The organism is Flavobacterium sp. UBA4197 (assembly GCF_002379575.1).
GTDB lineage: Bacteria > Bacteroidota > Bacteroidia > Flavobacteriales > Flavobacteriaceae > Flavobacterium > Flavobacterium inviolabile.
In genome coordinates this window covers 17,045-30,437 of the sequence record NZ_DFUB01000008.1, presented here as the reverse complement: position 1 = coordinate 30,437, position 13,393 = coordinate 17,045, and the positions used below count along the sequence as shown (strand labels likewise).

At 40.1% G+C, this 13,393-nt stretch carries 11 protein-coding genes; 3 read left to right on the top strand and 8 right to left on the bottom strand.

Annotated elements, in window-relative coordinates; all coding sequences use genetic code 11:
• Positions 1–37: 37 nt before the first annotated feature.
• The 3 genes from B3394_RS04495 to B3394_RS04485 form a co-directional block, all read right to left on the bottom strand.
• Positions 38–1,081 (bottom strand): cytochrome-c peroxidase, encoded by a 1,044-nt coding sequence (locus B3394_RS04495; RefSeq protein ID WP_286913465.1) that lies wholly within the window; start codon positions 1,079–1,081, stop codon positions 38–40.
• Between the two features lie 58 nt (positions 1,082–1,139).
• Positions 1,140–1,922, bottom strand: a complete 783-nt coding sequence (locus tag B3394_RS04490) for an MbnP family protein (protein ID WP_286913460.1) — start codon at positions 1,920–1,922, stop codon at positions 1,140–1,142.
• Between the two features lie 94 nt (positions 1,923–2,016).
• Entirely contained in the window at positions 2,017–2,391 is a 375-nt protein-coding gene (locus B3394_RS04485; protein ID WP_286913457.1) for a hypothetical protein, read from the bottom strand.
• A gap of 169 nt (positions 2,392–2,560) precedes the next feature.
• Between B3394_RS04485 and B3394_RS04480 the strand changes: the two genes are divergently transcribed.
• Both B3394_RS04480 and B3394_RS04475 read left to right on the top strand, forming a co-directional pair.
• Positions 2,561–2,995: a hypothetical protein gene (locus B3394_RS04480; protein ID WP_286913455.1), complete on the top strand. Its 435-nt coding sequence runs from the start codon at positions 2,561–2,563 to the stop codon at positions 2,993–2,995.
• Between the two features lie 77 nt (positions 2,996–3,072).
• Positions 3,073–3,399, top strand: coding sequence for a hypothetical protein (locus tag B3394_RS04475; RefSeq protein WP_177729918.1), 327 nt, complete (start codon positions 3,073–3,075; stop codon positions 3,397–3,399).
• 49 nt (positions 3,400–3,448) lie between these two features.
• Here the strand turns inward: B3394_RS04475 and hemL are convergent, their stop codons facing one another.
• The 4 genes from hemL to B3394_RS04455 form a co-directional block, all read right to left on the bottom strand.
• Complete coding sequence (gene hemL, locus B3394_RS04470; RefSeq protein ID WP_286913448.1) at positions 3,449–4,735, bottom strand: glutamate-1-semialdehyde 2,1-aminomutase; 1,287 nt, start codon at positions 4,733–4,735, stop codon at positions 3,449–3,451.
• Positions 4,735–5,604, bottom strand: coding sequence for a glucosaminidase domain-containing protein (locus B3394_RS04465; protein ID WP_286913445.1), 870 nt, complete (start codon positions 5,602–5,604; stop codon positions 4,735–4,737). Before B3394_RS04465 ends, hemL begins: the two co-directional genes overlap by 1 nt.
• Positions 5,605–5,632: 28 nt before the next feature.
• On the bottom strand, positions 5,633–6,538 hold the full coding sequence (locus B3394_RS04460) for a 1-aminocyclopropane-1-carboxylate deaminase/D-cysteine desulfhydrase (RefSeq protein ID WP_286913440.1): 906 nt from the start codon (positions 6,536–6,538) through the stop codon (positions 5,633–5,635).
• Between the two features lie 73 nt (positions 6,539–6,611).
• On the bottom strand, positions 6,612–8,504 hold the full coding sequence (locus tag B3394_RS04455) for a T9SS type A sorting domain-containing protein (RefSeq protein ID WP_286913437.1): 1,893 nt from the start codon (positions 8,502–8,504) through the stop codon (positions 6,612–6,614).
• Between the two features lie 421 nt (positions 8,505–8,925).
• Between B3394_RS04455 and B3394_RS04450 the strand changes: the two genes are divergently transcribed.
• Positions 8,926–12,990 carry a GEVED domain-containing protein gene (locus tag B3394_RS04450; RefSeq protein ID WP_286913435.1) on the top strand — a complete coding sequence of 1,355 codons (4,065 nt, stop codon included), beginning with the start codon at positions 8,926–8,928 and terminating at the stop codon, positions 12,988–12,990.
• A 48-nt stretch (positions 12,991–13,038) separates the two neighbouring features.
• Here the strand turns inward: B3394_RS04450 and B3394_RS04445 are convergent, their stop codons facing one another.
• Positions 13,039–13,374, bottom strand: a complete 336-nt coding sequence (locus B3394_RS04445) for a hypothetical protein (RefSeq protein WP_286913429.1) — start codon at positions 13,372–13,374, stop codon at positions 13,039–13,041.
• Positions 13,375–13,393: the final 19 nt, after the last annotated feature.

Sequence of the window (13,393 nt, the reverse complement as noted above, 5' to 3'; positions counted from 1 at the left end):
TAACCAAAAACACACCTCAAACAGGCGCTGTTTTCCATTAATATTCCGAAAACCGTTTATCGGTTAAATATTGCATATCGGTTAACGTTTTCAAAAACGCTACTAATTTTGTTTTTTCATTTCCGCTCAGTGGAATCCCTAAAGAACCACTACTCTTTAAAGCCGGATCCAGCGTTGGCGAATCCACCACACCCTGCGCATAGTGATTCAAGACCGCTTCCAGTGTAAAAAACCGGCCATCATGCATATATGGTGCTGTTTTTTCAATATTCCGAAGGCTTGGCACTTTAAACTTATAGTAATCTTCCGGCAATTCGGTAACACGGTAACGCCCGATATCGTTGATAAGCGGATTCACGGCTAAACCATTGTTACGGTACGAATTGTCCGTAAACAAATCTGTCGCATGGCAGGAAGCACATTTTTGATTAAAAATCGTATAACCGTCAAGTTCTTCCTGGGTTAAATTACCACCCGGTTCATTTCGCCTGAACTTATCAAATCGCGAATTGGAAGAGGTTACCATAACCATAAACTGCCCCAGGGCTTTCAGCATGTTTTCAGAATTGATCGCCCCATCGGAAAATGCCTGTTTAAACAGTTTCTGATAGGCCTTATCACTTTTCATCATACTCACAATTTCTGCAAGGTTACCATTCATTTCAATCTCACTGGTCAGCGGGATCAAAGGCTGTAAATCCAGGTGCGTTGTAGCGCCATCCCACATATAAGCCGTCTGAAAGGCAAGGTTCTGGATAGGTGGTGTATTCCGGGTTCCAATATTATCGCCAACACCATGGCTAAAGGTGTGCTCATGATGTGTAAAAGCATCCTCCTGTATATGGCAGAACCCGCAGGAAACCAATCCGTCTGAGGATAAGCGGCCGTCATAAAACAGTTTTTTACCAAGCTCAAATCCTTTTTCCGTAAGGGGATTGTTTTGCAGATTATAAGCCAAAGGCGGAAAATTGGAAGGCACTTTAAAGGCAATCGGAATATTTTGATATTCGTCGGAATCACCATCGTTCGAACAGCTCCACAACAAAGGAAGCATGAGCAATACTAAGATTTTCACTTTCATAATTTTCGTATTTCAAAAAGCTGCCAATCCAAAAAAAACCGGCAGCTTTTTAAATTGCTTAATCGTTATGAACGTGATCTACAGCAAACATGGACTGTACATTAGCCGTGATAGAAGCCAAAATCGCTCCACCCATAATATTGGGTTGTTGTGAAAGCCCTATTTTATTTGCTCCGTCAAGGATCTTAGACAAATCCGCCATGATGTGCACCTGTGGCGTGATCGTTGGCCGCACCAAAGCTTTATCAGGGAAGTTAAGTGATACTTCCGTATAGTTATAATTCGTTCCGGTTTGTCCTGTATGTACCTTAAATAATGTTGACTGCGCAACCGTTGCAGAAGTAAAGTTTCCTTCGAAAGCTAAAAACTTATACCCGGCACTCCAGGACCACATCATCCCTTCTGCCTGAGCCTGAGCCAGGAAGTCACCCTGTCCGGCAGCTCCTAAATTAAACTGCTCCTGGTCTACTCCTATTCCGAATTTAACCGATTTGTAATTTCCGGCCGGAATATCGGCAAGCTCAACAGTAAACAAAACCGGACTTTGCTCTTTTATAATGAAATAGCTTTTACTTTTCGGATACGTATAGGTAGATCCGTCATCTTTTGTCAATACAATATTGCTGACAATATATTTAATGTTGTCCACCTTAATGGCTTCACCCTGCGATGTGGCATAGGTCGCCCCCATAATAAAATCGGTTTCCCCATAACGGTGATCGAATTTTAATTTTAAACTTCCGTTACCTTCTGTTGAATTTATTACGTCATCATTACTACATGACCCTAAAGCAATAGCACATGCAATTGCCAATACTTTTTTATAGAATTGAAATTTCATTTTTTATTTTTTAAAATATACGACATGTCATTCCCCTGATGGAAAATACCATCAAAAGAGTGTTGTTTTGCTCCGATGGAGCGCCCGTTAAATTTTAAGAAATAAAAGCCGGCGGATGAAAAATGGCATTGATACCCAAATGGGTATACAAATTAGAATAACTGAAGTTTTTTTGTGTTTTTCCGACAGATGGCAGTACCGCTAATTCGAAGTTTTTCTGAATTTCCAGAAACAATACTTCTACTTCTGCTCTTACATTTTTCTTATCGGTCGATAACGGCTTTTCCGTTTCGGAAGATTTTGCCAATTCTTTCATTAAATGACACTTTCCGTTACAGGCCATTTCGGGTTTTGCCTTGTTTTCACAAAGTACGGTAGTGATGTAGTCATAATTAATAACATACTCAAAAACCGGAAGTATCGGTTTGAAGAGTACAAAGAAAATGATTATGACTATTCCTGATTTCACGCGGCAAAGGTAGCCTTCAAAAGCGGTAACTCCAAAAAATATGGTTATATCTTTTTATGGAAACAATATAAATGTTATATTTTTTTAACTTTTTTTTATTACACCCGATTTTAAACCTTTTATTCCAACGGCTGTCAAAGGAACATAACAACTTACAAAAGAAAGTATTATGAAAAAACTAATTTTAGCAATCTGCCTAACAGCAACAATGTTTGGATTTGCACAGGAAAAAGCAACAAGAGGAGAACGCGAACGCATGACTCCGGAGCAACAGGTACAATTACAGGTTAAAAGAATGACCCTTGATCTTGATTTAACTGCAAAACAGCAAAAAGATGTAGAAAAGCTTTTAACAGAACAAAGCCAGAAACGCGAGGCTGTCAAAGCGGCTCAGGGTGATGTAAAGAAAAACTACAAAGAAATGACCAGCGACGAACGTTTTGCCATGCAAAACAAACGTATGGATGAGAAAATTGCCTTTAAAGGCGAAATGAAAAAAATCCTGAATGCCAGCCAGATGGAAAAATGGGAAAAACGCGACAATATGCGCCAGGAAAGAATGGAAAAAAGAGTGCAAAACTTTAAAAATAAAGAACGTCAATAATTTTTCAGCAGTTTTTTTAGTAAAATATCATAAAATAAGTTAGTTTTGGCTTCCAAACACTGATAATTTATTACCAAATGAAAAAATTAGCGGCCCTATTTTTTATGATTATTGCTTTTTCTGTCAGCGCTTCTGCACAGGAGCTAAGCAAGGAATTAGCCAGTAAGGTTCAGAATGACATGACTGTTTTAACAGCACAGATCAAGCTTACGGAAGCTCAGAAGACGGAAGTAACAAAAGCTTTTGTGATGAAACATCAGAATTTAGCAGTTAAAGATTTATCAGATGGTCGTAAAAAAGAATTGGCCAGAGTAGTTGAACATTATTTAAAAGCGCCGTTAACGCCTTCGCAATTAGAGCAGTTAAATGCTCAGCCGGACTTAGTTAACCGTCTTACACATTAATAAAAAAAGCGCACTATATAGTGCGCTTTTTTCTTTTTATACTTTTCTGTTATAATTCCTGAGCCACTTTCCCAACGGCAGCAATTGTAAAATCCAGATCTTCATACGTCAGTGCATCCGTTATAAACCAGGTTTCATAAGCCGAAGGTGCGATATAAACCCCTTCTCTTAACAAGCCGTGGAAGAATTTTTTAAACGAATCGTTATCGCCGTTTTTCGCCGTATCGAAATCCACAACCGGACTTCCGTCAAAATGAACGGAAATCATCGAGCCCACTCTGTTGATCGTGTAGACAATACCGGCTGCATCCAGTTCTTTACGGATTCCCGCTTCCAGATAAGCCGTTTTTTGCTCCAAACGCTCAAAAAGACCCGCATTGGTATTGATTTCTTTCAGCATGGCTAATCCGGCCGCCATTGCCAGTGGATTTCCGGACAGTGTTCCCGCCTGATATACCGGCCCTAACGGTGCCAAATAGTTCATGATCTCATTTCTGGCAGCAAAAGCACCAACAGGCAATCCGCCACCGATCACTTTACCGAACGTTACGATATCGGCTGTAATGTTGAACAATTCCTGCGCACCACCTTTTGCCAGACGAAATCCAGTCATTACTTCATCAAAAATAAGCAAGGCGCCGTTTGCTGTACAAAGTGCCCGTAATCCTTCTAAAAAGCCTTGTTGCGGCGGCACACACCCCATGTTTCCGGCTACCGGCTCCACAATGATGGCTGCAATTTCATTTTTGTTCGCTTCAAACAATGAACGCACGTTATCCAGATCGTTATAACGGGCTAACAAGGTATCCTTTGCTGTTCCCTGTGTTACTCCAGGGCTATTTGGCGAACCAAAGGTTATCGCTCCGCTTCCTGCCTGGATCAGGAAAGAATCGGAATGACCGTGGTAACAACCTGAAAATTTTATGATCTTATCCCTGTTTGTAAAACCTCTTGCCAGACGGATAGCACTCATACAAGCTTCCGTGCCGGAGTTTACAAAGCGTATTTTTTCTATTCCGGGCACCATCGAAATGGCCAATGCCGCTATTTCTGTTTCCAAAGCTGTCGGCATTCCGAATGAGGTTCCCAGCCTGGCTTTTTCAATTACCGCTTCCACAACCGGAGCGTGTGCATGTCCCAGCAGCATAGGCCCCCATGAGTTTATATAATCTACCAGACGGTTTCCGTCTTCATCATAAAGATAGGCTCCTTTAGCTTCTTTAACAAAAATTGGCGTTCCGCCAACTGATTTAAATGCACGAACCGGTGAGTTCACACCACCCGGCAAAACTGCTGATGCTGCAGCAAACAGCTCGCTGCTTCTTTTATATAACATTATGATTTTACTTTTAGTATTTGGCCAATTGATATTGCATTTGAGGTAAGGTTGTTTATTTTGATCAACTCGTCAACCGTTACATTAAATTTCTTAGAAATGGAGTATAAGGTATCTCCCTGCGACACCCGGTAAGTAGTACCGTCTTCAGCAACTTTATTTGTTACTATCGGTGTTTCTTTTTTGATTACCGGTTTGTTGTAACCGGCACCGATAACTTCCGAATCGTATTTGTACAATTCATAACGCTCGATAAGTCCGATTAATTTATCCGGATATTTCGGATCGGTAGCATAGCCGGCATTTTTAAGTCCTTTTGCCCAGGCAGTATAATCTCCTTTAGGTAATTTGAACAAAGCGGCATAGCGGCTTCTGGTTGTCAGGAACAGGGAGTGGTCGCGAAAAGACTCCGCAGGATCACTGTATTTCCGGAAGCATTCCTGTTCGGCATCATCATCATGACGAACACTTTCTCCCGTCCATCCGGCATGACACTTGATCCCGAAATGGTTATTTGCTTTGATACACAGCGTTCCTACACCCGCACCGGATTCCAGGATTCCCTGCGCCAGCGTGATACTCGCCGGAATACCATGATTTCGCATGTTATCCTTAGCCGTTTCTTTAAATTTGGAAATATATTCATTAACTATTTCAGTCGTTACTTTCAATTTTGAAGTAGCTTCTAAAACTTCTGTAGGTTTTGCATTTTCACCCGCATTTCCTGATTTTGTTCCTCCCGTATGTGTTTTTACGGTCGTGTGTTTTTTAGTAGTGGTATTTTTTGACGATGCCGTCCGGATCTTCGAAGAAGACCCGCAGCTGTAAACAAAAATGACAGTCAGCAGAATACAAAACTTCTTAATCATTATTTTTATTTTTAAAAGAATTCAATTGCTATTCGTTTATTATCAATGGCATTTTTTTCTGTGCCAGTATTTTATTCATTCCTTCGATTCCCTGTAATCCTCCGGTATGGATCACCAAAATCTGTGCCTTTTCAGGAAAATAGCCCTTCGCTATCATGTCCATGACACCAAACATCATTTTACCGGTATAAACCGGATCCAGAGGCACGCCCGTTTCGGCATAGAACGCATTAATAAAACGGATCAGTGCTTCATTTATTTTCGCATATCCTCCAAAATGATAGTCATTAATAAGCTCCCAACGGCTATTATTCACAAACTTACAAATATCCTCAGATAAAAACGAACCTTTTAACGCCGGAAATCCGAGAACTTTTTGGGTACTGCCACTGGTATTGATCAATCCGGATATGGTTCCTCCCGTTCCGACAGCACAACAAATATGGCTATATTTTATTTTATCGTCTTCCTCTAAAATCTCCTCACATCCTTTAACGGCCAGCTCGTTGGTTCCGCCTTCCGGCAGCAGGTAAAAAGCGCCATATTTTGCCTGTAATGCCTCCACAAATGCTGCTTCCGCTTTTAACCGGTAAGCCTCACGGGATATGAAATCAAATTTCATGCCTTGCTGTTCGGCAAACCGCAAAGTCGGGTTTTCCTGAATCTTGTCGCTCAGTTCTTCTCCCCTGATAATGCCGATCGTTTCAAAACCGAAATGAAATCCGGCAGCCGCAGCCGCAGCTATATGGTTTGAAAAAGCACCGCCAAAAGTCAACAGCCTTGTAAATCCTTCTTTTTTGGCTTTTTCAAGATTGTAATACAGTTTACGATATTTATTACCGGAAAGAAAAGGATGAATTAAATCTTCTCTTTTAACCGTTACGGAGATTCCATCAGGGAGGATTAACGGCAATTGCTGACTACTGCTTTTCATACTTTACAAAAGTATCATTTTAAACAAAAACAGCTCCCAAATGGAAGCTATTTTTAAATATTTTAAATAAAATTTAATTTTTAATTATGATTTTCTTACTTATTTCCAGATTGTCAGCGGTAGCCATTTTTACAATATAGATACCATCACTCAAATTAAAGGTCGGAAATTCATAAGAGACACTGCTTCCCAGTTTTGATTTGGTAAAGATGGTTTTTCCAACGACATCATACAAAACCAGTGTGTTGATATCCAACAGCATCGGGTTGTTAATGGTAAGGTTATGCGAAGCATTATTCTGGTAAACTACCAGGCTGTTTTTGATATCTTCACCAACACCCAATATATTATCATCTTTAAATGTAATCTCATAATCCGTTTTATTGGTACCTGCCGGCAGGTTCAATTCGTAAACACCATTTTTAATATCATGGTATACATTATTTACTTTATCATGCAGGTAAACATTGGAAACATCTTCAAAATTGATAATTTCCTTTATGGTGATTTTATAATTGGCAGGCTGATCATTTTTAAAACCTACCGGAATACGCTTGTCTTCATCAAAAGCAATAGCGCTGATAATACATTCTTTATTGTCTATCACAAAAAAGGAATCAGAAGGCAAGGCATCATCCGATGACAAGGCATCCATACCTCTGTCGTAACTGTCAGTCGCTTCCGGATGAAAAACAATCACACCCTGGCGAACACCCTGATTATCAATTAAAGTATTGATACGGATCTGCGGCATTGGCAATTTACTGCCATTGGTATAGTCAATACCGGATACCGCTTGTATAGGCGGGAAATTCTCATCCGTACTGTCGCTGTTATTGACAAAAGCTGTTGAATTTGCGCTTTTTTCAAAATCAGAGTTGGTAACCGTTCCTTCTTTTACAAATACGCGGTATTTATTTTTCATTGTAACGGTACCGGCACCCACGCCCATAACCATAAATCCTTGTCCAACCGGAGAAAAACGTCGCTCAAAATGCTGACCCGGTATCGAAACCACCGGTCCCTGATTACCGGAACCGTCATAAGAATAAAAGATTGCCGGTGTATAAACCCCCGGACCTGCTGTTCCGGCAAGTACCTGTGCTAAAGTTGCCGCCGGCGTAAACGTACCGTATCCGCCCTGGTAGTTTGCCAGATAATGCGAATTTACCGTTTTATCCTGCTCCCAAAACTGAGCCGTTCCGTCACAAGCCGGATTATCCAGCAGAAAATAGCTCAAATCAATTGCTGAAGGATACGGATTTCCGGTTAACGTTTGCTGTCCCGCAAGTGTCGGGATAACAATATCACCGTCGTTTGGACGTCCTCTAAAGTCGATACGCTGTTTGGCTCCCGGATTGTTGGCAACCGTACCATCCACATTATTGGAATCGGTACCGGCTGTTCCTTTCATCGTAAATCCTTCGCCGGCAGCTAAAGGCTGACCGTTTCCGATATGTGCCCAGCCGGTATAAGCCGTTGAACTGATAAATTTCCATAACCATCGGGAAGAAATCGACAACGGACTGGCTTGTCCGTCCCAGGATCCCCATGGCAGTATCGTTGCAGCGGTACTATTCGTAATACTTACCGGTCTGAAAAACAAACTGTTTACATTACCATTTAAATTTCCTAAAACACCTTCCTGACCGGATGCTACCGTTCCCACCGGTGAACACCAGTAATTATAATCATAATTATCCGAAGTACCTTCCTGGTAAACGGTCATCTTACCGCCTCCGCTATTCTGGGTATTGCCTGCAACACCCTGCATAAGCTGGCCTCCTCTTCTAAGATATACATATCCGTCGTTACCGGTTAAACTGGCTAAAACGACATCCTGTTTGACAAACAATAATTCATTATTGACAAAAACATAACTGTTTGGGCTCACATACATCTGGGCCTGGCTTAAAAAAGCGGCACCAAATAAAAAAATTACTAAAAGGCTTTTCTTCATCATCATTAAATTCTGTTTTTTAAGTAGTTACAAAAATACACATTTTATTTTTAAAAAAACATCAAGGGATATAAAGCCTTTAAAACGGGACAACAAAACCGGGGAACGATTCCCTTTTAGCACTTCATATATGTTTCATTCATTTGTAATTCATAACAAATTACACAGTTAAATTTACTCATTTTTTTTAACAAAAAAATCAATTTCAGGGTCAAATTTTACACTCCGTAAAAAAATATATTCATTTTTAACACATAATTACGGTTTTACCATAAAATCGGTTCCGGAATTTTAATTATTGTTTTCAAAAAATGCACTTTATCGATTAAAGGGAATCCTTCATCGAAATTCAGTCAAAACGCACCTCACGTGTGATTCTTAGTACATACTTTCGTACTGTAAAATTAACCCCTAAAGATTTTATAGTATGTTAACCAGCCCCCAAAACAACAGAAAATCTGATGACTTTTTTAAAGTTATCAACGTTTTTAATTTTAATCCGTTTAATCTTAAAAACCTTTCCTTTTTAAATGTGATAGCCTTTTTATCATTGTTCATTTACAATACCGGTTATGCACAGGTTAGCAATTATATTTTTTCTGAATCAACCTCAAATTATACCGCAATTACCGGAGCTTCAATTGTTTTTAATGATAGCTGGGACAATAATACAACGCCAAATAATATTGCAATTGGGTTTACCTTCAACTATAACGGTACAAACTATAGTACTTGTTCGGTAAATACTAACGGATTTATAACTTTCGGGAGCACATTATCCAACAATAACGAATACAACCCGATTTCCTCATCAACTGCCTATAGCGGAGCGATCAGTGCATTGGGAGTAAATTTAAGAAGTAACGGTTCTGCCATAACCTATAAAACTATAGGAAATGCTCCTAACCGCGTTTTTGTGGTACAATGGACTGATGCCGAAAGAAATGCTAAAGACGGAGATTTTAACTTTCAGATTCGTTTAAACGAAACTTCCAATACCGTTAACATTTCATACGGTAGCTGCCAGCCATCAGACAATAGTGTTATATCTGTTCAGGTAGGTCTTAGAGGAAGTTCAAACAGCGACTTCAACAACAGATCACAACCTTCTAACGGAAAATGGATGGGTAACACTAATGATGGTACAAACAACAACGATACTAACAGAACAAGATCAGGAAATTCCTCTAATAGTTCATATCCAAATACAAACTTATTATACACCTGGACACCATCTGCAATTTGCATCCCTTCATCTTCATCAAGTACCTTTTATATCTCCAGCTATAAAACAACCGGAGCTGTAGTAGATGCTCCTACAAATACAACAGGATACAGCACTTCCGGATATGGCGATTATACTGCTCTAACACCGGCACAACAAATTCCGGGTGGCGGAATCAATGTTAGCCTTGTTTTGTCCGGAGGAGTACAAACCGCAAGAGTTTGGGTAGACTGGAACAAAAACAACACTTTTGAAGATGCTTCAGAAATCGTTTTTACTACCAATACAAGCTTTATTTCCAATACTTTTGGTTTTGTGGTACCAACAGGAACAGCTCCTGGCGATTACAGAATGCGTATCCGTACAAAATCTACTGCTGCCTGCGGATCTAATTCCGATGGTGAGACAGAAGACTATACAATACGTGTAATTCAGGATTGTTCTGCAAAAATAGCAAGTGCTCCAACAGTTGAACAGTGTGGAACAGGAACGGTAACCTTAACAGTAACCGGTACTTCCGGAGTAACATCATACAAATGGTACACTACCGAAAGCGGAGGAACAGCTATAGCCGGTGCTACATCAGCATCATACACTACGCCATCCTTATCGGCTACAACAACGTATTATGTAACAGCCTTAAACGGATCATGCGAATCTCTGGTTCGTACGCCGATTATCGCAAAAATAAAACCGGTTCCTAATATCACCATTACTCCTGCTTCTCCTCAAATATGCGGTGAAGAAGATTTAGTACAGATCTCTGCAGCAGGAAGTACAGAAGTAGTCGATTTATTAAATGAGACTTTTGAAACATCAGGACTTGGCGCTTTTACAAAAGCAAATATCGCCAATGGTGATGCCGCAACAGAATGGCAGCAAAAAACCAGTGTTTACAAAACTGTTTCCGGTGTTTGGAAACCGGCAATCAGCTCCGGAGCGATTGGCAACAAATTTGCTTTTACGACTTCTGACTATAGTATTACCAACACAAGAAATTTAGCATTACAAACAACAAACAGCTATAACACTACAAATTTCATCGATTTATCATTGACATACAGACAGTATTTCTCTTGTTATGGAAACGGAGACAAGGCTATCGTTGAAGTTTCAACGGATAACGGTACTTCCTGGACAGCGGTACAAACATTCACCTCAAGTCAGGGATCACCTGGTAAATTCGCAACTGTAACTATTCCGTTAAACAGCTATGTAGGAGTTGCAAACCTGAAATTAAGATTCCTATATACCGCAGTTTATGCTGACGGATGGGCTATTGATGATGTTGTTTTAAGCGGAACAAGACCGTTAACATCAAACTTTACCTGGACAGGAGCTACGATTGATGCCTATACTGATGCTGCCGGAACAGTACCATATACCAACCAGGCTGTAAACGTCGTTTACATCAAACCTTCTACTGCTCAGTTAGAAGTAAACAACTGGTCGTTTACTGCCAATGTACAATTAACCAATGGCTGTACTGCTTCAAAATTAGTTAACGTTACAAACAAATCTAAAGTTTGGCAGGGTAACAACGGTAACTGGAATGATCCTAACAACTGGCTTCCTGTAGGAGTACCAGCAGCAGACAACTGTGTAATCATCAAACCGGCTACAAATTATGCTAATGTAAACGGAACCAACTATGTAGGTTTAGCAAAAACATTAACCGTAAGAACAAATGCCCGTCTTGAAGTTCCAACAGGAAACGGTGTAAACGTGGTTAACAAAATTACAGTACAAAACAACGGTACTTTCAATTTAGCGAACAGCGCCAGTATTATCCAGACAGATAATGTTGCCAATTCCGGAATTGTAAACATCAAACGTACGACACAACCAATGTATCGTTATGACTTTACGTACTGGAATTCACCGGTAACCTTGGCTTCTAATTTTACTTTAAGCGCTTTATCACCAAACACTTTGTCTGACAAATACTATCGTTGGCAGCCAACAATCAACGGAGGTTACGGAAACTGGATTGGTGTAAATGCAACCACAACAGCTATGGATCCGAGAATGGGCTATATCGTGAGAGCACCGCAATCATTTGATTTAAATCCGGCAAATAAAACAACCTATACGGCAACTTTTGTTGGAACACCAAATAATGGCGACATCACTATTCCGATCGCTATCGGTACAGATGCAAACGTTGGTAATGGAGTAACCGCTGATGACGACCAGTGGAACCTTATCGGAAACCCTTACGCTTCAGCAATTGACGTGGTATCTTTCTTAAACGAAACAACGAATAAAACATTATTGGACGGAACCGTATACGTATGGACACACAATACTCCGATACAAACCGGAACAGCAAATCCTTTTTACGGAAACTATTCTTATAACTATACCTCTTCCGATTATGCTACTGTAAACAAATTCGGGGCTACAGCAACAGCAATTTCAGGAGGCACACAACCAAGCCGTTATATCGCTTCCGGTCAGGCTTTCTTTGTAAAAGGAATTGCAAACGGAAATGCTAAATTCATCAACAGTATGAGAGTTAGCGGATCTAACAATACATTCCTGAAAAGCGGAGCTGCACAAATTAACCCGGAAACACAGGCCGTGAATTCAGGTGAACTTGAAAAACACCGCATCTGGTTAAACTTAGCGAATGCTAACGGAGCGTTCAGCCAGATCCTGGTAGGATATGCTGAAGGAGCAAGTTTAGACTTCGACAGAGGATTAGACGGTCAGGCTTTCGGAGGAAACGGAGTAACATTCTACTCTACTATTCCGGAAATGAACCTAACCATTCAGGCACGTCCGTTACCATTCAATGAAGACGACAAAGTAGCTTTAGGATTTAACGCTAATGCTCAGGATACTTACCAGATCGGAATTGACCACCTGGACGGAGTATTCGATACACATGCGATTTTCCTAGAAGATAAAACACTAAATGTGATCCACGACCTAAGAACAGCGCCATACAGCTTTACTTCTGCTGCAGGAACATTTAACGACCGTTTTGTATTGCGTTTCTCAAACGGAAATTTAGGAAACGTAGATTTCACAAATGAAAACGGAATTAAAATACTTAGAGGAAATGAATTAGCAGTTCACTCTTCTTCTGAAAGAATTAAAAGCATCGTTGCCTTCGACGTATTAGGCAGAAAAATAGATGAGTACAAAAATGCTGATGAAAATGAAATTACACTTAAAAATGTAAAAAAATCAACCAGCGTAGTACTTTTAAAAATAACCTTAGAAAACGGTGCTGTTGTAGACAGAAAGACTATTTTCTAAAATTGAAAAACGCTATTATTAAAAAAGCCCTTGTTTGAACAAGGGCTTTTATTTTTTTCGCAGGTAACGCACAAAACCATAAAACGGTCTTCCCGACAAATACTCCCGATCTTTTTCATTGCCGTAAGCTTCCCGCTCAAAGCTGATATTCCGGTAAGCGGTATGCTTGTCCGGATACTGGCACAAACGAACCAGATATTCCAGCCCGTACCAGATAAAAAAAGGCACAATCAGCAGCTCTAACTGCTGCTTGATATGAATTTTTTCATGGTTTAAAAAAACCGGATCCTTTTTATCTTTTACATCCGCCAGGAACACAAAAGGGAATAAAGTGATTCCTCTAAAACCTTTGGGCGTTAAATATTTTAATACAAGTACGATCATTAACCTTAAAGTTCCTAAA